A 24,079-nucleotide genomic window follows, 5' to 3' on the forward strand; every position below is an offset into this window, starting at 1 on the left:
GGCACCGCTATCGTGTGCTCATGAGCAACGACCAGTCGCCGGCCTCCGCTCCGCAGGACGACCAGGGCAGCCGCGCCCCGGAACCCGCCCCCGTCGATGCCGCGCTCGTCGGCGCCGCGGTGGAGGCGCCGGGAAACTCACCAGTGACCGGGCCGCCCCGGCCCGTGGTGATCGAGCCGACCACGCCGAGCCGCTCGTTCTGGACGCGGATCGATCGGCCGTTCGTCTTCGGGTTCCTCGTGACGCTCGGCGGCCTCGGGGCGCTCGTGATCGGCAGCGCGCTCTACAACCTCTCCACCGTGCTCATCTACATCGCGCTCGCGCTGTTCGCCGCGCTCGGCCTCGACCCGGCCGTCCGCTTCCTGGAACGCCGCGGGCTGTCCCGCGCGCTCTCCGTCGTGGTGACGATCCTCGCCCTCATCGTCGTCGTCGGCCTCGTCCTCTGGATGATCGTTCCCATCGTCGTCGAGCAGATCGCGGGCTTCGTGAAGTCGGTCCCCGGCATGATCCGGGACTTCACGAAGTCCGACATCTACGCCACCCTCAACGACCAGTTCGGCGACCAGTTCCAGGACCTCGTATCGGAGGTGGAGAAGTTCCTGTCGGACTTCGGCAACCTCGCGACGATCGGCGGAGGCGCGCTGCAGGTCGGTGCGTCCATCGCGAGCGGCATCTCGGGCGCGATCGTCGTGCTCGTACTGACCCTGTACTTCGTCGCGACGCTCCCGGCCATGCGCCAGGGGCTGCTGCGCCTCGTCCCGGCCCGCGACCGCGGCCGCGCGGACGACATCTCCCAGCAGATCACCGACTCCGTGGGTGGTTACGTGATGGGGATGGTGGTCCTCGCCTTCTGCAACGCGACCCTCGCCCTCATCCTCTACACCGTCCTCGGTCTGCCGTTCCCGCCGCTCATGGCCGCCATCGCCTTCTGCGTCACGCTCATCCCGCTGGTCGGCTCGGTGCTGTTCTGGATGATCGGCACCATCCTCGCGCTGTTCACGAACCCGATCGCCGCCCTGATCTTCGCCGCGATCTACCTCGTCTACATGCAGATCGAGGCGTATGTGCTCACGCCGCGGGTCATGAACAAGGCCGTCGCGGTGCCGGGCTCGCTCGTCGTCATCGGCGCTCTCGCCGGCGGCACGCTCCTCGGCCTGCTCGGCGCTCTGGTGGCCGTGCCCGTCACCGCCTCGATCCTCATCATCGTCAAGCAGGTGGTCGTGCCGAAGCAGGACGCTCGGACCTGACCCCGCCCCGTGCACAATTCCGGAGATTCGGGAGGACACGCCGTCAGCCGGGGGTCCTCCGCGGCGTGTCGGGCGAGATCTCCGGAGTTGTGCACGCCGGCGGGCGAGAACGACGAAGCGCCCGGGCCCTGAGGGCCGGGCGCTTCGCGGGAAGACGACTCAGATGAGGTCGTTGTCCGTGAGCCACTGCTTCGCGATGTCCTCCGCCGACTTCTGGTCGACCGTGCTCTGCACGTTGAGGGCGACGAGCTCCTCGGCGGTCAGCTTGGCGCTGATGCCGTTGATGACGTCGGCGATCTCGTCGGCCACGTCGCTGGACGCGATCGGCACGACGTTGGAGGCCAGGATGATGTTCTCCGGGTCCTCCAGCGCCACGATGTCCTCGGTCTGGAATGCGGGGTCGGCGGAGTAGATGTCCGCCACCTGGATCTCGCCGGCGAGCAGCGACTCCAGCGTCGTGGGACCGGTGGCCGAGAACGCCAGGTCGACGCCGTAGACCTCCTTGGCCGCAGCCGGACCGTACGGGCGCTGCTCGAACTCGGGCGCCGCACCGATCGTGACCGGGGTGGTCACGTCCGCGAGGTCGGCGATCGAGGTGAGGTCGTTCTCCTCGGCGAAGCTCTTGAGCACCGTGTAGGTGTCCTGGTCGGACGCCTCGGCGTAGTCGAGCGCGGTGAGGCCGTCCGGGAGCGCGTCCTTCAGCGCGGCGTAGACGTCGTCCGGGCTCGTGGCGGTCGCATCCTTGTCCAGGTACTCGAGCAGGTTGCCCGTGTACTCCGGGAACAGGTCGATCGCCCCGGACTCGACGTCCGGCATGTAGGCGTCGCGCTGGCCGATGCTGAACTGACGGTCGACGTCGAAGTCGGCGGCCTCGAGCGCCTGCGCGTAGATCTCGGCGATGATCTCGTTCGAGTAGTAGGCCTGCGAGCCGATGACGATGGTGTCGCTGCCCCCACCGTCGCCGGAGTCGTCGGTGGGCGCGTCCAGGGGGTTGCTGTTGGCGCAGCCGGAGAGGGCGAGGGCGGCGGCGAGCGCGACGCCGCCGGCAAGGGCGAGGCGGGACTTTCGTGCGGTGAACATGGACTTCCTCTTCTCTGGGGGACGATGCTGTGGGTCAGGCGGGTGCGGCCGCGGGGGCGGTCGCCCGAGCGCGGCGGCGTTGCGGACGGGTGCGCACACCGCGGGGCACCGCGGCGTGCTGGGCGAGCGCAAGCAGGAGGTCGACGAGGAGCGCGAGCACCGCGACGAGGATCGCGCCGCCGAGCACCTGGTCGAAACGGCGGAGCGGGATGCCCTGGATGATCGGCCAGCCGAGGCCGCCGAGGTTCACGTAGGCCGCGATCGTCACCGTGGCGATCACCTGCAGCAGCGCCGAACGGAGGCCGCCGACCAGCAGCGGCATGCCGAGCGGCACCTCGACCTTCCAGAACACCTGCCAGCCGGTCATCCCCATCGCCCGCGCCGCATCGAGGGTTCGGCGATCGACTGCCTCCAGGCCCGTGTAGGCGCCGGCCAGCAGGGACGGGATCGCCAGGACGACGAAGGTGATGATCGCCGCCAGCGGTGTGCGCAGCACGCCCAGCAGAAGCACCAGGAGGACCATGAGTCCGAAGGACGGGATGGCGCGGGCCGCTCCGGAGACGGCGACCGCGATCTCCCGCCCCTTCCCGGTGTGCCCGATGAGCCAGCCGAGCGGTACGGCGATCACCGCGGCGATCAGCACGGAGACCACCGTGTAGAAGACATGCTGGCCGAACAGAGCGGGGAGGGAGTACGTCCCGACCCAGCGGTCGGGGGAGAACAGCCAGGCGAAGGCCTCGGTGAACACGTTCATGCGGCCGTCCTCAACGTGATCGTCCGACGCGCGGCGGCGGGGGTGGCCGCCGCCCGCGTCCACGGCATGAGGGCACGCCCGAGGAGCACGAGCAGGAGGTCGATGACCAGAGCGATGACGACGACGGCGACGATGCCGGTGAAGACCTCGGCGAGGATGCGGCGCTGGAGGCCGTTCGTGAACAGGTAGCCGAGGTTCGTGACGCCGACAAGGATGCCGACCGTCGCGAGCGAGATGGTGCTCACCGCCGCCACGCGGAGGCCCGCGAGGATGACCGGCCCGGCGAGTGGGAAGTCGACCGTCCAGAAGCGGCGGAACCCGCCGTAGCCCATCGCGACCGCGGACTGCCGGATCGCGGGGTCGACCGAGTCCAGGCCGTCGGACACCGCGCGGACGAGGATCGCGATCGCGTAGATCGTCAGGCCGATGACGAGGTTGGCCGGGCTGCGCGCCGGGTAGCCCGCCACAGACGGCAGCAAGATCAGGAGGGCGAGGGACGGGATCGTATACAGCAGTCCGGTCAGGACGATGACCGGACCCTTCACGAGTTGATAGCGCCAGGCCACCCACCCCAGTGGGAGCGCCAGCACGAAACCGAGCACGATCGCGATCGCGCTCTGCTGCAGGTGCACCGCGGTGAGCTCGAGGATCAGCCCGAGGTTGTCGCCGACCCAGTTCACGGGGCCGCCTTCATCGCATCTGCTCCGTCGACCACGCCCTCCGGCGCATCGACGATCGCTCCCTGCGTGCGGCCTTCGGAGTCGACGACCACGGTCCCGCGCGGGGTCTGCTTGAGATGCAGCGCGCGGCGGCCGCGGTCGGCTCCGATGAACGAGGAGACGAAGTCGTCGGCCGGGTTCTCGATGATCTCGCTCGGGCTGCCGACCTGCACGATCCGGGCGCCCTTGTCGAGGATGACGACCTGGTCGCCGAGGAGGAACGCCTCGTCGATGTCGTGCGTGACGAACACGACCGTCTTGTCGAGCTCGTGCTGCAGCCGCAGGGTCTCCTGCTGGAGGTCGGCGCGCACGATGGGGTCGACCGCTCCGAACGGCTCGTCCATGAGGAGGATGTTCGGATCGGCGGCGAGCCCGCGGGCCACCCCGACGCGCTGCTGCTGACCGCCCGACAACTGGCTCGGGTACCGCTCGGCGAGCGCCTGGTCGAGGCCGACGGTCGTGAGCAGCTCGCGAGCACGCTCATGCGCCTGTGTGCGCTTCACCCCGTTCAGCCGCAGCACGGTGGCCACGTTGTCGATGACGGTGAAGTGCGGCATGAGCCCGGAGTTCTGCATCACATAACCGATGCGCCGGCGCAGGGCGACCGGGTCGCCCGAGAGCACGCTCTCCCCGTCGATCTCGACCTCCCCCGACGTCGGCTCGACCATGCGGTTGATCATCCGCAGCAGGGTGGTCTTCCCGCAGCCGGAGGATCCGACGAACACGGTGGTCTTGCGGGAGGGCAGCACGAGGCTGAAGTCGTCCACGGCGAGCGTCCCGTCGGGGAAGCGCTTCGTGACGTTGCGGAACTCGATCATGAGGGTGTCTCTCCGACGGTCGTTCGGACGTGCGGTCGTGCGTCGTGCGGGACTAGGCCGAGACCTCGACGCCAGGGGCGAAGGCGACGTAGCCGGAGAAGTCCTTGCCGACCCGGTCGAACGCCGACGGGTACGGATGCGGGTACGACCACGCGAGATCCTTGTGCAGCTCTCCGCCGACCTGGACGGAGTAGTACTGGCACTCGCCCTTCCACGGACACGTGTACGGGGTGGGGCTCTCGACGAGGGCGTCCGGCGCGACGGATGCCGGCGGGAAGTACCAGTTCCCCTCGATGCGGATGAGGTCGTCCTGGTCGGCCTCGGCGATGACGTTTCCTGCGAGTACAGCCTTCATGGTCCTGCCTCCTCGGATGTGGGTTCGAGCGTATAAGACGGGTGGGACATCCGGCACCGGGTTGCGCGCGCGGTCGTGAATCTGGGACATATTGCGCGTTCTGTTCGTCACGCGTCCGGAATCGGATTGCCCGGATCAGGCCGAGTCGCGGCCGTAGCCCTCCAGCAGCCGCAGCCAGATCTCGCTGATCGTGGGGTAGGAGGGCACCGCGTGCCAGAGTCGGGCGATCGGGACCTCCCCGACGATCGCGATGGTCGCGGCGTGGACGAGCTCGGCGACCTCCGGGCCGACGAAGGTCGCCCCGATCACGACGTCGCGGTCGGTGTCGACGACCAGGCGCGCCTGCCCGGCGAAGCCGTCCTCGTACAGGCTCGCGCCCGCCACCCAGCCGAGGTCGTAGTCGACGGCCCGGACGGCGGTGCCGGCCTCGCGGGCCGCCGCCTCGGTGAGACCGACCGATCCGACCTCCGGGATCGAGAAGGTGACCTGGGGCACCGCGGCGTGATCGGCCGTGGCGGCGTGACGCCCCCAGGGAGCGTCATCGACGGCGTCGCCCTTCGCGCGGGCGGCGATGACGTCGCCCGCCGCGCGCGCCTGGTACTTGCCCTGGTGGGTCAGCAGCACGCGGCCGTTGACGTCGCCCACGGCGTAGAGCCAGTCGTGTCCGGGGACGCGGAGGGTGTCGTCGGTCTCGATCCAGCGGCCCGGCTCGAGACCGACCACGTCGAGGCCGATGTCGGCGCTGCGCGGGGAGCGTCCGGTCGCCACGAGCACCTCGGCGGCGGTCACGGTCTCCCCGCCGTCGAGCGTGATCGTCACCCGGTCGCCGTCGCGGTGCACTGCGGTCGTGCCGGTGTCGGTGCGGACGTCGACGCCGAGCTCACGCAGGCCGTCGGCCACCCGCTCCCCGGCGAAGGGCTCCATCCCGCCCAGCAGCCCGCTGCGCGCGAGGAGCGTCACCGACGAGCCGAGCGCGGCGTACGCGGTGGCCATCTCGACCGCGACCACGCCGCCGCCGATCACCGCGAGGCTCTCGGGCAGCTCCTCGGCACTGGTCGCCTCGCGACTCGTCCACGGCGAAGCCTCCCGCAGACCCTCGATCGGCGGGATGACCGCGTCCGAGCCGGTACTGATGGCGACCGCGTGACGGGCGCGCAGCACGCGGGTGCCGCCGTCCTGGTCGGTCACGGTCACCTCGCGCTCCCCGGTCAGCCGGCCGTGGCCTCGGGCGAGGTCGATGTGGGCGGACTCGAGCCACTTCACCTGTCCGTCGTCGGACCAGTTGCTCGTGAAGGAGTCGCGGCGCTCGAACACCGCCCGCACGTCGAGGGTCCCGGTGACGGCCTGCGCGGCGCCGGCGACGTGCTGCGCGGCACGGAGCGCCTGGGCCGAACGGAGCAGGGCCTTCGACGGCATGCAGGCCCAGTACGAGCACTCCCCGCCGACGAGCTCGCTCTCCACGATGATCGCACTGAGACCGCCCTGCACGGCACGGTCCGCCACGTTCTCCCCGACCGGACCACCGCCCAGCACGATGAGGTCGTATTCGTCGGTCTTCTCGGCAGCAGTCATGCTCGCCCCTCTCGTGGCCGCATCGGTCCGTGGCCCAGTCTCGCTCATGAGGAACGTCGAGTCACGGGTGAGTTGTTCCCGTCGGCCGATATGCCCGTCTTCCCCGGGGGGGTCCCCGTCCCGGATGCACGACGTTCCTTCCGACGACGTTCCTTCCGACGACGTTCCGGGTGCACGACCCGAGTGCGGCTGCGCGACTCGGACGGGACCGATCCGCCGGCAGACGTGACCTGGTCGTGCATCCAAACCAGGAACCACGGACTCGTCACGGCGGGCTACGGGTCCGGATCCGGGTCGGCGAGCCCGGTCCGAGGTTCCGGATGCACGACGTGGGGACGGTCGCACGATCCGGACGGGGCGATCCGCCGGCAGACGTGTCACGGTCGTGCATCTGGAGCAGGACGGACGGAGTCGGCGGAACGGACGGAGTCGACGGAACCGGACGGAGTCGACGGAACGGACGGAGTCGACGGGACCGGAAAGGACGGCCCGATAGTCAGGCGACGACGGAGGGGACGCGGCGGGGGTCGGCGAAGGCCCGGGGATAGGCGCGACGGAGGGCCATGACGATGAGGGTGGCCGCGGTCACCTTGATGAGGTCGCCGGGAAGGAAGGCCAGGGTCGAGAGGGCCGTGAGGTCGAGCGGGACGCCGGTGACGAGGGCCTGCACGGGGATGCCGAAGGCGTAGACGACGAGGACGCCGCCGACGAACGCCGCGATCGCGGCGCGCCACCAGGTCGGGCGGCCGGTGCGCATCAGGAGTCCGATGACGACGACACCGGCGACCCACCCGAGCAGATATCCCGCCGTGGGGCCGACGAAGACCCCGAGTCCGCCACGCCCGCCCGCGAGCACCGGGAGACCGATCGCCGCGAGCACGAGGACGAGTGCGACCGACCATGGCGCGACACGCGGGCCGAGGACGAGACCCGCCAGCATGACGGCGAGTGTCTGTCCGGTGATGGGCACCCCGCCCGGCAGCGGGACGACGACCGTGCCGAGCACGATGATGAGCGCGGCGAAGACGGCGACGCGGCCGAGGGTCGCCGAGGTGTCGCGGGTCGTGGGGGTCATCGGTCCATCCTTCCTGAACGGTGTTCACCTGAACACCGTTCATCAGGCTAGAGGGCGGGCCACGCGAGGCGCAAATCACCCCGCGGCGGCCGGGTCGACACCCCTCGTCCGCGGAGCGAGGACGGCCGCTCCCGCCCCGACCACGGCGGCGAGGGCGAACACCCCGGCGAACGGATCCACCCCTGCCGCAGCCCCGAGGGCGACGAAGAGCGAGCCCGTGACGGCGAGGGCGAGCGCACTGCCGAACGAGTCGGCCACGGTCATGGCGCCACTGTTGAACCCCTGTTCCGCGGGGGACGACATCGCCAGGACGAGAGCGCTCGTGCGCGGGCTCATCAACCCCATCCCGGCGCCGGCGACGATCCAGGCGAACGCGGCGAGCAGCGCGGGCGCGTGCATCACGGTGATCACCAGGACGAGCGCGATCCCGACGACCACGAGGATCGTCCCCACCCGCACGGCCGTCACGCTCGACAGGCGCTCGCCCATCCGCCCTTGGACGGTCGCCGCCGCCGACCAGGCGAGCGCACCCCCGGTCAGCGCGAGCCCGGCGAGGGTCGGCGACAGCAGGTATCGATCCGTGAGCAGGTACGGCAGGTAGATCTGCGCCCCGAAGAACGCCGCCGCCCCCAGACCGCGGACCAGGATCACCGACGGCAGCCCCCGATGGGCGACGAGGGTGCCCCGAGGAACGAGTGGGCGCACCGCCGCGACCGCGACCACCACCGCCACCGCCGACAGGAATGGACCGGCGACCGGGACCTCTCCCACGAGGTCGAGGGCGAGCACCGCGACGGCGGCGAGCACCGACCATCCCAGCCGTCCGAGCGCCCAGGGCATGTTCGCGTCCCCGCTGCGGGCGAGTCCCCGGAGAGCCGGGACGACCATCAGCAGTGCGAGCACGACGAGCACCACGACCCCGAGGAAGGCCCAGTGCCAGCTCCACACCTCCGTGACCGCTCCTGCGATCGTCGGACCGATGAGGGAGGGGATGACCCACGCTGCGGCGAACCCCGCGAAGATCGCCGGGTGCAGCGACGTCGGATACACCCGGGCGACCACGACGTAGAGCGCCACCATGAGCCCGCCGTTGCCGAGCCCCTGGGCGAAGCGCCCGGCGACGAGCACCTCCATGCTCGACGCAAGCCCCGCGACAAGCAGCCCTACCGTGAACAGGACGACGGACGCATACAACGGCACCACGGGACCCCGCCGGTCCGACCAGTTTCCGGCCACGACCATGCCGATCACGCTCGTCGCGAGTGGCCCGGCGAAGGCCAGCGCGTACAGCCGCTCTCCGTCGAGGTCGGCGCTGACCGCGGGCATCACCGTGGTGACCGCCAGTGATTCGAAGGCGCCGAGGAACACGAGGGCGCACGCGCCGATCGTGATCCAGACGTACTCGCCACCGAGGATGCGGGGCGGGGCGGGCGTGGACGGCGCAGCGCGCCCGGTCTCGGTCGTCATGAGGACGACGCTAGAACCTCAAGAATGGTTGAGGTCAAGCCCGGGGTACGCGCAGCCCCGCACAGGCTCAGCGGAGCGGGAGGATGCTCGTCGGTGCGGGAGCCTGCGCCTCGTGCCGAACTCCGAGCGGGGCTCCCGTGCGGTCATCGAGGTCGAGCAGCGTCACGGTGTCGGAACGTTGCCCGGCGACGAGGAGCTTGCCCTGGTAGACGAGGTGATGCCGCGGCCAGTCGACACCGGAATCGGCGAGCGCGACGGGCTCCAGAGCCTCGCCGCTGCCACGCACCCGCAGCGCCGCGATGGTGTTGCTGCCGCGCAGAGCGGTGTAGAGGAACTGACCGTCCTTGGTGCGGGCGAGCTCGGCGGGGAAGTCCACGCCGACCTGTGCGATGGGGCTCGCCGGAGCCGAGGAGACGACGCTCCAGGTGCCGTCGGCGGCCGCTGCGAGCGTGAAGACCTCGCACGAGTACTCCGTCACGATGTGCAGGTGGCCACTCGGATGCACGACCATGTGCCGCGGGCCGGTGCCGCGCGGGAGCACGACCTCCTGATCGAGGGCGAGCCCACCACCCTGCAGGCGCCAGAACCGGACGAGATCGAACCCGAGATCGGTCGTCACCACGCGGCCGTCCGGGAGGAAGGCGGCGGCGTGCGCGTGGGACGCGCGGTCCGCGGCGCCGTACGGATCGACCGCGGCGATGCCATCGCCGGCGGGAGTGACGGGAGCCGCGTCCGGATCGCCGTCGCCGAACAGGGCGGCACGCAGGGCCGCGGCTGCATCCTCCTTCGCCGGGACAAGCTGGCCATCGGCGGCGAGCCCGAAGCGGACGACCCGCCCGTCGCCGTAACAGCTGGCGACGAGCGTCTGGCCGTTCGGCGACACCGCGAGATGGCAGACGCCGTCCCCCGTCGGCACCGGATCGCCCAGCGGGGACAGCGCCATCTCGCCCGTGCGCACGAACGCCTGCACCGCGGCAACGCCCTCCAGCGCCGCGTACACGACGTCGAGGGACGGATGCGCCGCCAACCACGACGGCGACGGCGTCTGCGTCACGGGTCCGCGGTAGGCGAGCGTCGTGGCCTCACGGCCCTCGTCACCGGCCAGCACGCCGATCCCCTCGGCGGAGCCTTCCATCGCCGGGCCGTAGCCCCCGAGCCAGAACCGTGTCATGCCGATCAGTCGAGCAGGTCGTGGCGCACGATCACCTGATCGCGCTCCGGGCCGACGCCGATCACCGAGATACGGGTGTTGCTCATCTCCTCCAGCGCGAGCACGTAGTCCTTCGCCGTCTGCGGAAGATCCTCGAAGGTGCGCGCGGTCGAGATGTCCTCGCTCCACCCGGGGAAGTACTCCAGGATCGGCTTCGCGTGGTGGAAGTCGGTCTGGTTCACCGGCACCTCGTCGAAGCGCTCCCCGTCGACGTCGTAGGCCACGCACACGGGGATCTTCTCGAGCCCGGTGAGGATGTCGAGCTTGGTCAGCACGAGGTCGGTGATGCCGTTGATGCGCGTGGCGTAGCGGGTGATGGGTGCGTCGTACCAGCCGACGCGGCGCGGGCGCCCGGTCGTGGTGCCGAACTCGAAGCCCTGCTTGCGCAGCCAGTCGCCCTGCTCGTCGAACAGCTCGGTCGGGAACGGGCCGGAGCCGACGCGGGTCGTGTAGGCCTTGACGATGCCGACGATGCGGTCGAGTGCGCCGGGGCCGACGCCGGACCCGGTCGAGGCGCCGCCGGCCGTGGCCGAGGACGACGTGACGAACGGGTAGGTGCCGTGGTCGATGTCGAGCATCGTGGCCTGGCCACCCTCGAACACGACGACCTCGCCGCGGCTCAGTGCCTGGTCGATGAGGTAGCCGGTGTCGGCGACCATCGGACGCAGACGCTCGGCGTAGGAGAGCAGGTCGTCGACGATCTCGTCGCAGGTGACGGCGCGGCGGTTGAAGACCTTCACCAGGAGGTGGTTCTTCTGGTCGAGAGCGCCCTCGACCTTCTGGCGCAGGATGTTCTCGTCGAAGAGGTCCTGAACGCGGATGCCGACGCGGTTGATCTTGTCGGCGTAGGCCGGGCCGATGCCGCGGCCCGTGGTGCCGATGTTGCGCTTGCCGAGGAAGCGCTCCGTGACCTTGTCGAGCGTGCGGTGGTACTGCGTGATGATGTGCGCGTTGGCGCTGACCTTGAGCCGCGAGACGTCGATGCCGCGGGCGGACAGGGCCTCCAGCTCGGAGAAGAGGACTTCGAGGTCGATGACCACGCCGTTGCCGATGACCGGGTTCACGCCGGGCGACAGGATGCCGGAGGGCAGCAGGTGCAGGGCGTACTTCTCGTCGCCGACGACGACGGTGTGCCCGGCGTTGTTGCCGCCGTTGAACTTCACCACCCAGTCGGTGCGCTCACCGAGCAGATCGGTGGCCTTGCCCTTTCCTTCGTCGCCCCACTGCACGCCGACGATCACGATTCCTGGCATGGGTAACCCCCTGGATGATGCCTCTCGCCGGGATTCCACCGGCGGATGAGCTGGCCCGATCGGGCTCTCCCATCCTATCGGCAGGCCTCCGACAGCCCTCGGAAGCGCGATACGGGACGGAATACACACCGGCCCGGGGCCCTGAAGGCGCGGTTTCGATCCCGTATCAGGCGGTGGCGCGCGTTCGTCGACAAAGGCTCACCGAGGACCGGCCCCCGTTCACGAGGAAGGGACTCGTAGCGATTCCGGCACGACCTTCGCCTGTGCGATCCCACGGGGACCGCCTGGTGTGGTGTGGACCGAGCCCACGAGATCGGGTGGCGGCCATGTGGTGCTGAGCCCCCGGCGTATCGCGTCTGCCCTTGCCGGTGTGGTGGACCATCGGTGCATGAGCCCCTCCGGGAACTCCTGGATCTCGCCACCTCGGAGACGGGGCCGGACCAGCGTGGAGTACTCCGCGTCGTACCAGGTGGCCCACTGAGGGTCGACCGGCAGCCCTCCCCACGCTCCGTCGAAACCGCGCGGACGCGCCGTCGCGAACCGAGTGTCGTTGAGCTCGGCGAAGGCGAAGAAGCTGCCGACGCGACGTGCCACATCCACGAGGAACCCCGCGACTGCGCCTAACGCGTCCGACTCCACCAAGTGGTCGAGCTCGAAATCGATCGAGATCGTCTGATAGTCGCCACCGATCGGGGTCCACAGTCACCGGACCTTGACGAAGTAGTCCGATGACAGGAGCGCGATGGGCATCTCGCTCGCGCGAGCCGTCGATTTGCGGTGATTGTCAGGATCCGCCTGAACAGGCACGAACTCGGAGGGGACCCAGGCCCCCGGCTCCGTCCATGAAGCGCTGACGCTCGTCGCGGGCATGTTCGAGCGATAGAGCATGCCGCCGCTCAGCTCGCGATGCGCACCCGCGGTCAGATGCGGGCGGACGAGGTCGGCGTACTCCGTGGAGAACCAGCTCAGCCACGGAGGGCTCTGCGGCAGCCCCGGCCACTCACCCCATTGCGGCAGCGCCATCGTCGGTGAGAAGCGGGACTGCGTGACCTCGGCGTACGAGAAGAAGCTGCTCGAACGCTGTGCGAAATCGACGAAGAAGCTCTCGAAGGCGCTGACGAATCGAGGCTGGGAGAGCGCCGCCGCGTCGAAGAGTAGGTGTGCGGACTGGTGTTCAGCGACGAACTGATCGGACCACGAATCCAGGAATCCCGAGATGAGGGGCTTTCGCCCCCGGAGGACCAGTCTGCTTTGGTGACTATCTTCGCGGTAGATGCGGTCGGCCCCTTCCACCCCGTCCTCGGCGAGCTTTCCTCGTAGTGGCTCGCTGACCCCGAACACGGTGGGCAGTGCGGCCGGAAGATGCTCCTTCGCCGACTCGAGATACATCTGAGCAAGCGAAGGGCTTTCCTCGTCGAAGCACCGGAACCACTCGACGTGCAGGAACTTCTCGCGGCTGGGCCCGGTCCTCCGTGACACGTATCGAGGGTCGGACGTCTCCTCCACGACGACCTGTGGATCGTGCACGACCCCTCCCACCGCCCCGGCAAGCTCATCCGCGAAACGCAGCGCATGTCCGATATGGGGCTGCGCAGAGCCTTCGACGACGACTGCGTACCGGAAGCGCACGTTGTCGGGGAGGCCGGTGGGAACACTGTCCATGTCCTCGCCGCCGACGTCGTGCGGCCCGTCGACGATGAAGCAGTACTCCCCTGAATCATGAGTGAAGGCCTGAACGAGCCCCTCGCCAGCGATCTCGCTCGCTGTGACTGGACCCGTCCCGGTCTGCACCTCGGACGGTGCGAGCCGGAGCTTTCCATACACTTCGATGTCGTACGACATGACTACCTCCGGCGGGTCCGTGGCCTTCGTGACGCCATCTCGACCATCATTGCCGAAGCTTGTCCGCCGGGGAAGCGCGATACGGGACGGAATACGCTCCTTCCGGGGTCGCCGGAGGCACGATTTCGATCCCACACCCGGGCGGAGGCACGTTCTCGATCCCGCACCGCGCCGGGAGGGCGCGGTTTCGATCCCGCTACAGTGGCGACGGAGGTGGCGATGACGCGGTGGTGGCCTTACATCCGACTCGCGGCGGCGGCGCTCGCGGTGGCGGCGATCGTCGCGCAGCTCGTGCGCACCCTGGAGATCGCCCTCACCGCAGACACCGCGTGGGGCGCGCATCTGCCCACCGTGTTCGCGAACTTCTTCAGCTTCTTCACGATCCTCTCCAACGTGCTTGCAGCGGTGGTGCTGGCCGTCGGCGGGGTCTGGGGGCTGACGCACCGCGACGCGAGAGTCGAACCGACGTGGCTGGCGACGCTGCTCGTGTGCGCGAGCACCTACATGATCGTCACGGGCGTCGTCTACAACACGCTGCTCCGCGGGATCGCGCTGCCGCAGGGGGCCACGGTCGCCTGGTCCAACGAGGTGCTGCACGTCGTCATCCCGCTCGTCCTGCTCGCCGACGTGCTGTTCGCGCCGCGTCGTCGTGCCCTCGGCTGGGGCACCGTGGGGATCGCCGCGATCTTCCCGATCGTGTGGGTCGTCTACACCCTGCTCCGCGCGAACCTCGTGACCGCACCCGCGACCGGGAAACCGTGGTGGTACCCGTACCCCTTCCTCGATCCCTCGTTGAACGGCGGCTACGGCGGCGTCGCGCTCTGGGTGCTCCTCATCGCCGCGATCATCCTCGCCACCGCTGCGCTCGTCGTGGGGATCGGGCGGCGTCGGGCCAGACCGTGACCCACCCCTTTCCGTGCGCCCCACCCCCTTGCGAACGTGCGAAAAGGGGTGGGACGGCCGGAAGGGGGTGGGTCGGCGATCAGACGAGGAGCGCGTCGGCCTCGAGGTAGCGCTCGAGCGAGTCGTCGAGCTCGTCCAGCCACGGCGTGTGGTGCGCGGCGGCGAGCGTCCCGGTCATCACCGAGGGGTACACGCGGTCGCGGTAGCCCATGATGTCGGCCTTCTTGTCGTGCTTCCAGGCGAGGAAGATCTCCACGACGCGATCGAGGTCGAACGCCGGGTAGTCGGTGCACTCCAGCAGGTCGCGGATGTAGTCGGCCTGGAAGCGGATCTCCGTCGCCGCCGAGTCGATCTCCGCGAACCGCTTCCGCCACGCGGCGATGGACGCGGCGCGCTCGGCCTGGTCGGGGAGGGCGATCCGGCCGAGGATGACGTCGCGCACGAACCAGGCCTGCGCGTCGAACATGTTGAACGTGAACCACTGGTCCTGCGCGCCGAGGTAGGCCAGGCGCGGGTTGCCCTGCCAGAGCACGCCCCGGTACAGCCCGTCGGGGTAGACGTTGTTCGGCGAGGACAGGGCGAGCTCCGCGGGCAGGAACGGGTACTTGTGCAGGTAGCCGGTGCAGAGGATGACCGCGTCGACCTCCTTCGAGGTGCCGTCGGCGAAGTGCACGGTGCGTCCCTCGAAGCTCTCGACGCACGGACGCTCCTCGAAGCCCTCCGGCCAGTCGTAGCCCATCGGCGCGGTCCGGTAGCTCGCGGTGACCGAACGGGCGCCCATCTTGAACGCCTGGCTGCCGATGTCCTCCGCCGAGTAGCTCGACCCGATCACGAGCACGTCCCGCCCAGCGAGGGCCTCCGCGCCCCGGAAGTCGTGCGCGTGGGCGACGGATCCGGGGAAGGTCTCGATGCCGTCGAAGTGCGGCACGTTCGGGAAGGAGAAGTGTCCGCTGGCCACGACGACACGGTCGAACTCCTCCGTGGTCGTGCGCCCGGTCGGCAGGTGCTCGCTGGTGAGGCGGAACACCTCACGCTCCTCGTCGAACTCCACCCAGCGCACCGCCGTCTGGAAACGGATGAGGTCGCGCACCTGCGTCTTCGCGAGACGCCCCGCGATGTAGTCCCACAGCACCGGACGCGGCGGGTACGACGAGATCGGCCGTCCGAAGTGCTCGTCGAAGGTGTAGTCGGCGAACTCCAGGGCCTCCTTCGGCCCGTTCGACCACAGGTTGCGGTACATGCTGGAGTGCACGGGCTCGCCGTACTCGTCCAGCCCGGTGCGCCAGGTGTAGTTCCACTGGCCGCCCCAGTCGGCCTGCTTCTCGAAGCAGACCAGTTCGGGGATCTCCGCCCCCGCGCGGGCTGCGGACTCGAAGGCCCGCAGCTGCGCCATCCCCGAGGGGCCGGCGCCGATGATCGCTACTCGTTCACTGTTCGTCACGTATCGTCCTCAAACTCTTCCGTCATGTATCGGGCGCAGCCGTATCCGGGAGAGGAGGACAGTTCTTCCCCGGTGGGAGCGGAACGCTCGACCCGCCCGGACAGTGGCTGCTCTTCGACGTTAGCAGTGCCTCGCGGCGACGCTGGCGGGAATGCGACGACGACTGTCGCTTCCCCGCATCGCCGATGTCGGCGGCCGGTGCCAGGATCGAACGGTGCGACAGGACATCAGGGCATCGGAGCGGCTCGACCCACAGGGCTCGCCGGCGCGATCGCGCGGCGCCCTCGTGCTGCTCGCGGCCGCGGTGACGGTGGTGCTCTGGGCGTCGGCTTTCATCGGGATCCGTGGCGCGGGGCCGCACTACGACCCCGGGGCCTTGGCGCTGCTGCGCATGGCCGTGGGCACCGTCGTGCTGACGATCATCGCGCTCCGGCACGGCATCCGTCTCCCGGAGCGCCGCCACTGGCTGCTGATCGCCGTGTGGGGAGTCGGATGGTTCTGCATCTACAACCTGGCTCTCAACAGCGCCGAACGCACCCTCGACGCCGGGACCGCCGCGATGGTCGTGAACCTGGCGCCGCTCATGGTCGTCGTCTTCAGCGGTCTCTTCCTCCGGGAGGGATTCCCCCGACCCCTCGTGATCGGCGCTCCCATCGCCTTCCTCGGGGTGGTCCTCATCGGCATGAACTCCACCAGCAGCACCGGCCCCGACCTCACGGGCCTTTTGCTGGCCCTTCTCGCCGCGGTCATGTACGCGGGGTGCACCCTGCTGCAGAAACACCTGCTCACCTCGGGGGTCGACGCCACCACGCTGACCTGGCTCGGGGCGGCCGCCGGGACGATCGCCCTGCTTCCCTGGCTCGGCGCCCTGATCGCCGACGTGCAGACGGCGCCCCTCGACGCAACGCTATGGGTGGTCTACCTCGGTATCTTCCCCACCGCGATCGCCTTCACCAGCTGGGCGTACGTGCTGCAGCGCAGCACCGCGGGGAAGACCTCCGCGACGACGTACGTGGTCCCGGCCCTCGCGATCCTGCTGTCCTGGCTGATCCTCGGGGAGGTGCCCACCCCGCTCATGTTCGTGGGCGGCGCGCTGTGCCTGCTCGGCGTGCTCATCACGCGTCTGCGATGGCACCCGCGGACAGGGGAAGCGGTTCGACCTGGTCGAACTCGCTCCTCCGGGGAATAGCTCCGACCGCCCTGGAGAGCGCAGCGGCCACCGCCGTCCCCGCGAGGATGGCGAGAGGCACCCCGACCGCAAGGTAGTAACCGGCGTACTCCAGAAGCGCTCCGGCCAGCAGAGGCGCGGCACCGCCGGCGAGCGCTCCGAGCAAGGACGAAAGCGACAGCACGCGACCGCGGATCTGGTCGGGGATGATCAACGCGAGGTACGACCCCTGCACGGCGTTGAGAGGTATCAACGGCATCGAGGCGACGAAGCCGATGACCGCCACAGCGGGAACGCTCTGAGTAACGAGAAGAGCGGTGAACGCCAGAGTGATCATGCAGATCGATAGGCGCACGATCGCGCGCCCGCTGTATCGGCGGAGTATCCATCCCGCGACGGCTCCACCTGCGAGCACGCCTGCGCCCTGCATGGTCTGGATGGTTCCGATCTGCCACGCGGGGGTGCCTGTCTGTTGCTGGCTGAGCACGATGGTCATTCCACAGGCACCCAGGCAGAAGTTGACCAGCACGATCAGACCGATGAGGGTTCGCGGTTGACGCCACACCGCCAGCCAACGACGACCTGCGGCGAGCGATCGCACCCCCGCTTCGTCACCGAGGCCCTCGGGGCTGAGGTCCTTGCGTATCGCGAGGGCGGATCCGACTTCTCCGAGCCGAGCGACCGCCGAGACGATCAGCGGCAACGAAGGGTGCACACCGAAGAGCAGCCCCGATACCGGTGCCGCCGCAAGCCGGATGGCTGCGTCGCGAGACTGGTTGGCTGCGGATGCCTCGGCCAGGAATCGCTTCCCGACGATGCGCGGGAGCGCGACGTCCGTGACCGTGAAGAAGAGCCCCACGACGAGCCCCTCTCCTGCCGCGATCACGATGAGCGCAGCTGCCGTCAGCGTGCCCGTGACGTACATCGCCGACAGCCCTGCGTAGATTGCGAACGCGGACGCGCCCGACCAGATCATCAGCCTTCGGGCGTCGAACCTGTCGGCGAGAACGCCACCAGGAAGGGTCGACACCGCCCGCGCGACGGCCGAGACAGTGCCGATCAGCCCTGCGAGAAAGGCGTCGGATGTGACGTAGTAGCCGAGAAGAGTGAAGGCGAAGGCCCCGATGCTCAGGCCGACTTGGGTGAGCGTGTCACCGGCGAACCACGCCCGATAGTCGCGGACGCGCCAGAGACCCAGCCGAGGCGGATTCACAGCGGGTCGGCATCGAAGATGTAGTCGAACTGGGAGTCGCCCGATCCGCACGTCGGGCAGCCCGGGTGTCGATCCCAGTTCATGATGATGCGGAGCGCTCCTGAGATGTAGTTCACCTCGACCTGTCGGCCGAGACCCAAAGGGGCCGCGTATCCGGTGATCAGGCGCATCGCCTCGTCCACGCCGAAGGACGTGAGCCTCTGAATGTGCGGCGCAATCGCCGCGGTCGCCGCGTCTCTCGCCGGCGACATCAGTGCATGGAACTGCCGCAGGAAGCCATCCGTGTTGAGTTCGTCGAAGATGTGCAAGCAATCGAGGCAGCCGGACTCTCGCGGAACCACCGAGAAGAAGCGGCCGCTGGTGTGCTGAGTGAGCATGATGACGACGGGGATTCCGAGTCGCACCGCCGCGGCGTTCGCACGGCGTTGGGCAATGAACCGAGGCTCATCGATGGCGCAGATGATGACGTCGGCTCCCCGCGCGACCCGAACGATGTCGTCCACCGAGGCGACCTTCAGATCGAACACCTCGACATCGACGTCCGGAGCGAACGCTCGACAATACTCTGCGCTTACGTCGGTCTTCTTCCGCCCGATATCACTCGTCCGGAACAGAGTCTGCCGGTTGAGGTTGCTCTCATCTACGACGTCGTAGTCCAGGATGGTGAGCTTACGGAGGCCGCACGCCAGAAGCTGCGGGAGGCTTGCGCTTCCGCCCCCTCCGAGCCCGAGCAGAACGACATGAGACTCGCGGAGAACGTGCTGGGCACGATTCGCCGCTGCCTGCGTATTCTCGGCGGCGGCCGCAAAGAACGTCTGATTGGCCTCCAGCCGAACGGGCAGGCTGTCGTAAGAGCACGCGTCCTCGATGAGGCCGCTTGCGTCGAGATACTGGATCCCCTCGCGCACGTCGTCTTCAGACAGGTCGCCGAGGGCTTGGCACGCCTCTCGAAGGACGTCGCCGTACTCACGCCTGCCGTCGAGCAGCGGTAACAGGACGCGCAATTGGCCCTGCGGGTCGGTGAGCTCCTTCGTGATCCCCTGCTGCGCGCCGATGCGGACGACATCGTCAGCGAGCCAATAGATGGGTAGCGCTCTTTTGATCTGCGGTCGCATGAAGTTCCTTCCGGCCCCGTATCGCTCGACCGAGGAGGCCGAGCGATACGGGGTGGCGTGCGCGTTCCCAGAGAACACCCCAGCTGATGTCACGTTCCTTGGTTGCCCGAACTGTGAACGACATAGCTCCTCCTCTCGCATAGTCGGGTCGGTATCGAACGAGCCAAGTATCAGCGGGTAAAACGTTGCATGTCAATGGAGGCGTTGGAGCAGACTCATCCGGCCGCTTCGCGGCGACCTCCGCGCAGGTTGCGATTACGCTGGTCGGCGGAGGGGCGCGCCGTGCGGGCCCGCGTGTGACCGAGGGAGACGAAGACCGATGACCGACGCCGACGCGCCGACCCCGCCGACGATCTCCGCACCCCCGCCACCGCCCGCGTCCGCCGCGCCGATCGCCGCCGCGGCCCCCGCCGCCGCTCCGACCGACGCCGAGATGGCGCGCGCCGGTTCCGTGCTGCAGACGATCTCCGACGCGTACTCCGCGAAGATGGTGGGCCAGGAGCGCCTGCGCACCAGCCTGCTCGTGGCGCTCATCGCCGGCGGTCACATCCTCCTCGAGAGCGTGCCCGGCCTCGCCAAGACCACTGCCGCCAGCACGCTCGCGGACACCGTGAAGGCGAAGTTCAAGCGCATCCAGTGCACGCCCGACCTCCTGCCGAGCGACATCACGGGCAACCAGATCTACGACGCCGCGACGGGCAGCTTCCGGACGGTGCTCGGCCCCGTGCACGCGAACTTCGTGCTGCTCGACGAGATCAACCGCTCCAGCGCCAAGACCCAGAGCGCCATGCTCGAGGCGATGCAGGAGCACCAGACCACCATCGGCGGCGAGATCCACCCGCTGCCGAAGCCGTTCCTCGTGATCGCGACGCAGAACCCCATCGAGCAGGAGGGCACGTACGAGCTGCCCGAAGCGCAGATGGACCGGTTCCTCCTCAAGGAGATCGTGGAGTACCCGAGCCCGGCGGAGGAGTTCGAGATCCTCAGCCGCATCGACTCGGGCGTGCTCGACCCCGACCGGCACGTGCACAGCGCCGTCACGCTGGACGACGTGCACCTGCTGCAGGACGTCGCGAGCCGCATCTACGTCGACCCCGCGATCCGCAACTACATCGTGTCGATCGCGTACGTGACCCGGAATCCCGCGCCGTACATCGGGGACGAGCGCGCCCGCTTCATCAAGTACGGCGCGAGCCCGCGGGCCAGCATCGCCTTCCTCCAGGCCTCGCGCGCCCTCGCCCTCCTCAGCGGCCGGACCCACGTCCTTCCCGAGGACATCCGCGCCCTGCGACACCTCGTGCTGCGGCACCGCGTGCTGCTGACGTTCGAGGCCGACGCCGAGGGCATCCGCAGCGAGGAGATCATCGACCAGATCTTCGCCGCCGTGCCCACCCCCTGACCCGTCGACACGTTCACGGACCCCGCGCCAGATGCCCAGCCTCATCACGCAGGTGAAGAGCAAGCTCTTCATCCACTCGAACCGCAAGTCGCTGCACGCGCTCGACGGCGCCTATGCGTCGCTGCTGCACGGGCGGAGCCTCGACTTCGAGGACCTGCGCAAGTACGAGTACGGCGACCAGGTGCGTGACATCGACTGGCGCGCGACCGCCCGCCTCGGCACGCCGTTGGTCAAGCGGTCACGGGCCACGCGCATGCACACCGTGATGTTCGTCGTCGACACGGGGCGCTCCATGACCGCTCTCGCCGCGGACGAGCGCTCGAAGAAGGACCTGGCGATCCTGGCGACCGGAGCGCTCGGCGTGCTGACGCTCCGGCACGGCGACGACTTCACGGTCGTCTACGGCGACGCCTCCCGCGTCCGTCGCCTGGCACCGGGGCGCAGCGAGGGCGCCCTCGAACACGCGCTGCGGACGATCGACCGCGCGGTCGACGACGCGGCGGCCCCCAGCGATCGCGACGCCCTGCTGTCCTTCGTCACGCGGACGATCGCGCGGCGCATGATCGTCGTCGTCGTCACCGACGAGGCCCCGGTGACGACGGAGACCGAGCGGCTGCTGCGCCGCCTGCGCGTGCAGCACGACGTGCTCTGGATCACCCTGCGCGACGCCGAACCGGTGCTCGATCACCGGTCCGCGCGGCTGCGCGCCGACGTCGACAGCCTCTGGCAGGTTCCCGATTTCGTCCAGGGCGACCGCACGATCGTGAACGAGCTCAGCGCGCAGCGGGCGGCGGATGCCGCCCGGCTCGCCGACCTGCTCACACGGATGGAGATCAGCCACGCCGCGCTCGACGGTCAGGACCACGCCGTTCCGCAGCTGCTGCACCTGTTGAACCGGAGGTCCGATGCCCGGTTCTGACGAGCTCTACCCCCCGGCGCAGTACGGGTGGGGATGGATGCTGCTCGCTCTCGGCGTCCTGGCGCTGCTGATCGTGGGCGCCTGGCTGCTGTTCCGGCTCACCCGCCCCCGCACCGCCGCCTCCGGAGGGTCCGCGGATGCCGGGCAGCCGTCCACGCTCGATGTGCTGTCCGCTCTGCGCTCGGAGTACCTCGACCGCATCGACCGCGTCGAGCACGACTACCGGGACCGCCGACTCTCCGCACGGCAGGCTAACCTGGAGCTGAGCCGCGTCGTACGCACGTTCGTCAACGAGTACAGCGGTCTGGAGGCACCGGTGCTCGCCCTCGACGATCTCGTGTCCCGCGGCGTCCACCCGGCGCTCATCGACGCGATGGGTCGTCACTACTATCCGAGCATCTTCCGGCGGGGGCCCGCGATCGACCCGGTCGCCGGAGCCGAAGCCGCCAGGACGGTGGTGCGCGCATGGCACTAGCGAACGTCTGGATGCTGGTCCTCGCCGCCGCTGTCGTCGTCGCCGCGGTGGTGATCGGTCTCGTGGTGGGGCTGCGCCGCCATCGGGACCGGCGTGCGGCGGACACGGCCCGCGTGGCCAGGGCGGAGCGGCTGCGGGCGCTCCCGTCCTTCCGTCAGGCGCTGTCCCGTCGCGCCGTCGCCCTGACCGGCCTGCTCGCTCTCGGCGCGGGAGCGGCACTGGCCGCCGGCGTCGTGGCCGCACGGCCGATGTCCGCCCAGACGGTGCAGCCCGTCGACACCAGCCGCGACATCATGCTGTGTCTGGACGTGTCGGGCTCGATGTCCGAGGTCGACGTCGAGGTGCTCTCCGTGTTCGACGAGCTGCTCGACGGCTTCGAGGGGGAGCGCATCGGCCTGACGATCTTCAACAGCTCGCCCGTGCAGATCTTCCCCCTCACCGACGACTACGACTTCATCCGCGAGCACCTCGCGAGCATGATGTCGAGCTTCGACTACGTGGACGAGATCCCGGAGCACTGGCTCGGCACCCTCAACGGCGACGGCGCCTCCCTCATCGGCGACGGGCTCGCGGCGTGCACCATGGGCTTCGACCACCCGGACGACGACCGGTCGCGGTCGGTGATCTTCGCGACGGACAACGAGATCAACGGCGCCTCGATCGTGACGCTCGACGAGGCCGCGGCGTATGCGGCCTCCCAGGACGTGCGGGTGTTCGCGATCAACCCGGTCGAGGGCAAGGACGCCGACGTCAGCGCCGAGCTCGCGGCCGCCGCCGAGGCCACGGGAGGCGCCGCGTACGGACTCCGTGACACGACCACGGTCGGCGACATCATCGACGAGGTGCAGAAGCAGGAGGCCACGGCGCTGCGCGGCGAGGCGCAGGTGGTCTGGACGGACACCCCGAACCTGTGGATCGCCGTTCTCTCGGTCCTCGCGCTCGGCTTCGTCGTCATGGTGTGGAGGGTGCGCCTGTGATCTTCCAGCCCGTCCTCCCCGTGTTCCTCATCCTGCTGCTGTGCGCCGGCGTCGCCGCGGTGGGCGTCTGGATGGTCGTCCGCGCCCCGCGGGTCGGCGGCGAGGTCGTGACCGATCGACGCGCTCTCGCCGCGCACCGGTCGCTGTGGGCCCTGCGGCTCGTGATGGTCCTCGCCTGCGCCGTGATGCTGCTGCGGCCGGGGCTCCCCGGAGGATCCACGCAGACGCTGGCGACCGACACCGACATCGTGCTGGTCGTCGACACCACCGCGAGCATCGTCGCCGAGGACTGGGACGACGGCTCTCCCCGGCTCGATGGCGTCCGCGCGGACGTGCGGGCCCTCGTGGAGGAGTACCCCGGAGCCCGTTTCGCCCTGATCACCTCGGATGCGGCGGCCGAGCTGCGGATTCCGCTGACCACCGACACCACCGCCCTCCTCGGATCGCTGGACGTGCTGCGCCCCGAGGTCACGAGCCAGTCGCGCGGCAGCTCCATCGGGGTGGCCGCACCGCTGCTGAGCGAGACCCTCGCCGCCGCGGCGGAGTCGTCGCCGGACCGTTCGCGCATGGTCTTCTACTTCGGCGACGGCGAGCAGACGACGGGTTCCGCGCCGGAGTCCTTCGCCGACAGCGCACGCTACACCGACGCCGGAGCCGTCTTCGGGTACGGGACGGCCGAGGGCGGTCCGATGCGCGTGACGACGGGCGGCCTCGATCAGAACGGCTCCGAGTACATCCAGTACCAGGGTGCCGATGCACTCTCCGTCATCGACGAGGGGAACCTCGAGACGATCGCCGGACAGCTCGGCGTCGAGTACGAGCACCGGGAGGCGGGCGTCGCCCCGTCGCTCCCCGCCGCACCGTCGAGTACCACCGCCTATGCCGACGCCGGCGAGGTGGGGAACGTGATCGAGCTGTACTGGGTCGCCGCACTGGTCGTCCTCGCCGCGCTCGCGGTGGAGCTCACCCGCGCGACGATCCTGGTCGCCCGGCTGCGCGGCCTCCGCGTCCCTCGCGCCGGACGGTCGGTTCCACCCCACACCCCCTGACGGCGCCCGAGGCCCCGGGCTTCCCTGC

The 24,079-nt window shown here is 69.5% G+C and carries 22 protein-coding genes; 8 read left to right on the plus strand and 14 right to left on the minus strand.

The genetic code is table 11. The features are described from left to right. Positions 1-20: 20 nt before the first annotated feature. A complete protein-coding gene (locus tag AB1285_RS14830; protein ID WP_259954090.1) occupies positions 21-1,247 on the plus strand; it encodes an AI-2E family transporter in 1,227 nt (408 codons plus the stop codon). Positions 1,248-1,406: 159 nt separating this feature from the next. Here AB1285_RS14830 and AB1285_RS14835 read toward each other — a convergent pair whose 3' ends face one another. The 11 genes from AB1285_RS14835 to AB1285_RS14885 form a co-directional block, all read right to left on the minus strand. Then, positions 1,407-2,327: an ABC transporter substrate-binding protein gene (locus AB1285_RS14835; protein WP_268777556.1), complete on the minus strand. Its 921-nt coding sequence runs from the start codon at positions 2,325-2,327 to the stop codon at positions 1,407-1,409. A 34-nt stretch (positions 2,328-2,361) separates the two neighbouring features. Next, the gene (locus tag AB1285_RS14840; protein ID WP_370428169.1) at positions 2,362-3,081 is read right to left on the minus strand and encodes an ABC transporter permease; all 720 of its coding nucleotides are present in this window, start codon (positions 3,079-3,081) and stop codon (positions 2,362-2,364) included. After that, on the minus strand, positions 3,078-3,761 hold the full coding sequence (locus AB1285_RS14845; RefSeq protein WP_025104210.1) for an ABC transporter permease: 684 nt from the start codon (positions 3,759-3,761) through the stop codon (positions 3,078-3,080). Before AB1285_RS14845 ends, AB1285_RS14840 begins: the two co-directional genes overlap by 4 nt. Further along, complete coding sequence (locus tag AB1285_RS14850) at positions 3,758-4,618, minus strand: ABC transporter ATP-binding protein (RefSeq protein WP_259954095.1); 861 nt, start codon at positions 4,616-4,618, stop codon at positions 3,758-3,760. Before AB1285_RS14850 ends, AB1285_RS14845 begins: the two co-directional genes overlap by 4 nt. Positions 4,619-4,670: 52 nt before the next feature. After that, a complete protein-coding gene (locus AB1285_RS14855; RefSeq protein WP_187662864.1) occupies positions 4,671-4,973 on the minus strand; it encodes a DUF427 domain-containing protein in 303 nt (100 codons plus the stop codon). A gap of 135 nt (positions 4,974-5,108) precedes the next feature. Beyond that, positions 5,109-6,545, minus strand: coding sequence for a dihydrolipoyl dehydrogenase family protein (locus AB1285_RS14860; RefSeq protein WP_259954097.1), 1,437 nt, complete (start codon positions 6,543-6,545; stop codon positions 5,109-5,111). Between the two features lie 496 nt (positions 6,546-7,041). Continuing rightward, positions 7,042-7,620 (minus strand): biotin transporter BioY, encoded by a 579-nt coding sequence (locus AB1285_RS14865; protein ID WP_280565884.1) that lies wholly within the window; start codon positions 7,618-7,620, stop codon positions 7,042-7,044. A 75-nt stretch (positions 7,621-7,695) separates the two neighbouring features. Then, a complete protein-coding gene (locus tag AB1285_RS14870; RefSeq protein WP_370428170.1) occupies positions 7,696-9,087 on the minus strand; it encodes an MFS transporter in 1,392 nt (463 codons plus the stop codon). A gap of 67 nt (positions 9,088-9,154) precedes the next feature. Continuing rightward, positions 9,155-10,258: a lactonase family protein gene (locus tag AB1285_RS14875; RefSeq protein WP_370428171.1), complete on the minus strand. Its 1,104-nt coding sequence runs from the start codon at positions 10,256-10,258 to the stop codon at positions 9,155-9,157. Positions 10,259-10,263: 5 nt separating this feature from the next. Beyond that, positions 10,264-11,550 carry an adenylosuccinate synthase gene (locus AB1285_RS14880; RefSeq protein WP_363445255.1) on the minus strand — a complete coding sequence of 429 codons (1,287 nt, stop codon included), beginning with the start codon at positions 11,548-11,550 and terminating at the stop codon, positions 10,264-10,266. Positions 11,551-12,252: 702 nt separating this feature from the next. Next, positions 12,253-13,392, minus strand: a complete 1,140-nt coding sequence (locus AB1285_RS14885) for a hypothetical protein (RefSeq protein WP_370428172.1) — start codon at positions 13,390-13,392, stop codon at positions 12,253-12,255. A 219-nt stretch (positions 13,393-13,611) separates the two neighbouring features. Between AB1285_RS14885 and AB1285_RS14890 the strand changes: the two genes are divergently transcribed. Then, positions 13,612-14,295 carry a Pr6Pr family membrane protein gene (locus AB1285_RS14890; RefSeq protein ID WP_370428173.1) on the plus strand — a complete coding sequence of 228 codons (684 nt, stop codon included), beginning with the start codon at positions 13,612-13,614 and terminating at the stop codon, positions 14,293-14,295. Positions 14,296-14,374: 79 nt separating this feature from the next. Here AB1285_RS14890 and AB1285_RS14895 read toward each other — a convergent pair whose 3' ends face one another. Next, on the minus strand, positions 14,375-15,736 hold the full coding sequence (locus AB1285_RS14895; protein ID WP_370428174.1) for an NAD(P)-binding domain-containing protein: 1,362 nt from the start codon (positions 15,734-15,736) through the stop codon (positions 14,375-14,377). Between the two features lie 214 nt (positions 15,737-15,950). On the opposite strand from AB1285_RS14895, the gene AB1285_RS14900 reads away from it, so the two are divergent. Then, positions 15,951-16,925, plus strand: coding sequence for a DMT family transporter (locus AB1285_RS14900; RefSeq protein ID WP_370428175.1), 975 nt, complete (start codon positions 15,951-15,953; stop codon positions 16,923-16,925). Here AB1285_RS14900 and AB1285_RS14905 read toward each other — a convergent pair. Together AB1285_RS14905 and AB1285_RS14910 are read right to left on the minus strand one after the other, a co-directional pair. Further along, entirely contained in the window at positions 16,852-18,117 is a 1,266-nt protein-coding gene (locus tag AB1285_RS14905; protein ID WP_366237189.1) for an MFS transporter, read from the minus strand. The genes AB1285_RS14900 and AB1285_RS14905 overlap by 74 nt on opposite strands. Continuing rightward, positions 18,114-19,232, minus strand: a complete 1,119-nt coding sequence (locus tag AB1285_RS14910) for a HesA/MoeB/ThiF family protein (RefSeq protein WP_268777566.1) — start codon at positions 19,230-19,232, stop codon at positions 18,114-18,116. The genes AB1285_RS14905 and AB1285_RS14910 overlap by 4 nt, the downstream gene beginning before the upstream one ends. A 391-nt stretch (positions 19,233-19,623) precedes the next feature. Between AB1285_RS14910 and AB1285_RS14915 the strand changes: the two genes are divergently transcribed. Genes AB1285_RS14915 through AB1285_RS14935 form a run of 5 tightly spaced genes read left to right on the plus strand, consistent with a single transcriptional unit; the run spans position 19,624 to position 24,051 of the window. Next, positions 19,624-20,631: an AAA family ATPase gene (locus AB1285_RS14915; protein ID WP_370428279.1), complete on the plus strand. Its 1,008-nt coding sequence runs from the start codon at positions 19,624-19,626 to the stop codon at positions 20,629-20,631. Positions 20,632-20,662: 31 nt separating this feature from the next. Next, on the plus strand, positions 20,663-21,550 hold the full coding sequence (locus AB1285_RS14920) for a DUF58 domain-containing protein (RefSeq protein ID WP_370428176.1): 888 nt from the start codon (positions 20,663-20,665) through the stop codon (positions 21,548-21,550). Further along, positions 21,537-22,025 (plus strand): hypothetical protein, encoded by a 489-nt coding sequence (locus AB1285_RS14925; RefSeq protein ID WP_370428177.1) that lies wholly within the window; start codon positions 21,537-21,539, stop codon positions 22,023-22,025. The genes AB1285_RS14920 and AB1285_RS14925 overlap by 14 nt, the downstream gene beginning before the upstream one ends. Then, a complete protein-coding gene (locus tag AB1285_RS14930; protein ID WP_370428178.1) occupies positions 22,016-23,002 on the plus strand; it encodes a VWA domain-containing protein in 987 nt (328 codons plus the stop codon). The genes AB1285_RS14925 and AB1285_RS14930 overlap by 10 nt, the downstream gene beginning before the upstream one ends. Continuing rightward, complete coding sequence (locus AB1285_RS14935) at positions 22,999-24,051, plus strand: vWA domain-containing protein (RefSeq protein ID WP_370428179.1); 1,053 nt, start codon at positions 22,999-23,001, stop codon at positions 24,049-24,051. Before AB1285_RS14930 ends, AB1285_RS14935 begins: the two co-directional genes overlap by 4 nt. The last annotated feature ends 28 nt before the right edge of the window (positions 24,052-24,079 follow it).

The organism is Microbacterium sp. NRRL B-14842, assembly GCF_050470785.1.

Excerpts from the sequence above, each read along its gene's own strand:
- AB1285_RS14830 (WP_259954090.1), top strand. The coding sequence starts at position 21 with ATGAGCAACGACCAGTCGCCGGCCTCCGCTCCGCAGGACGACCAGGGC.
- AB1285_RS14835 (WP_268777556.1), bottom strand. The coding sequence starts at position 2,327 with ATGTTCACCGCACGAAAGTCCCGCCTCGCCCTTGCCGGCGGCGTCGCG.
- AB1285_RS14840 (WP_370428169.1), bottom strand. The coding sequence starts at position 3,081 with ATGAACGTGTTCACCGAGGCCTTCGCCTGGCTGTTCTCCCCCGACCGC.
- AB1285_RS14850 (WP_259954095.1), bottom strand. The coding sequence starts at position 4,618 with ATGATCGAGTTCCGCAACGTCACGAAGCGCTTCCCCGACGGGACGCTC.
- AB1285_RS14855 (WP_187662864.1), bottom strand. The coding sequence starts at position 4,973 with ATGAAGGCTGTACTCGCAGGAAACGTCATCGCCGAGGCCGACCAGGAC.
- AB1285_RS14860 (WP_259954097.1), bottom strand. The coding sequence starts at position 6,545 with ATGACTGCTGCCGAGAAGACCGACGAATACGACCTCATCGTGCTGGGC.
- AB1285_RS14865 (WP_280565884.1), bottom strand. The coding sequence starts at position 7,620 with ATGACCCCCACGACCCGCGACACCTCGGCGACCCTCGGCCGCGTCGCC.
- AB1285_RS14870 (WP_370428170.1), bottom strand. The coding sequence starts at position 9,087 with ATGACGACCGAGACCGGGCGCGCTGCGCCGTCCACGCCCGCCCCGCCC.
- AB1285_RS14875 (WP_370428171.1), bottom strand. The coding sequence starts at position 10,258 with ATGACACGGTTCTGGCTCGGGGGCTACGGCCCGGCGATGGAAGGCTCC.
- AB1285_RS14880 (WP_363445255.1), bottom strand. The coding sequence starts at position 11,550 with ATGCCAGGAATCGTGATCGTCGGCGTGCAGTGGGGCGACGAAGGAAAG.
- AB1285_RS14885 (WP_370428172.1), bottom strand. The coding sequence starts at position 13,392 with ATGTCGTACGACATCGAAGTGTATGGAAAGCTCCGGCTCGCACCGTCC.
- AB1285_RS14890 (WP_370428173.1), top strand. The coding sequence starts at position 13,612 with ATGACGCGGTGGTGGCCTTACATCCGACTCGCGGCGGCGGCGCTCGCG.
- AB1285_RS14910 (WP_268777566.1), bottom strand. The coding sequence starts at position 19,232 with ATGCGACCGCAGATCAAAAGAGCGCTACCCATCTATTGGCTCGCTGAC.
- AB1285_RS14920 (WP_370428176.1), top strand. The coding sequence starts at position 20,663 with ATGCCCAGCCTCATCACGCAGGTGAAGAGCAAGCTCTTCATCCACTCG.
- AB1285_RS14925 (WP_370428177.1), top strand. The coding sequence starts at position 21,537 with ATGCCCGGTTCTGACGAGCTCTACCCCCCGGCGCAGTACGGGTGGGGA.
- AB1285_RS14930 (WP_370428178.1), top strand. The coding sequence starts at position 22,016 with ATGGCACTAGCGAACGTCTGGATGCTGGTCCTCGCCGCCGCTGTCGTC.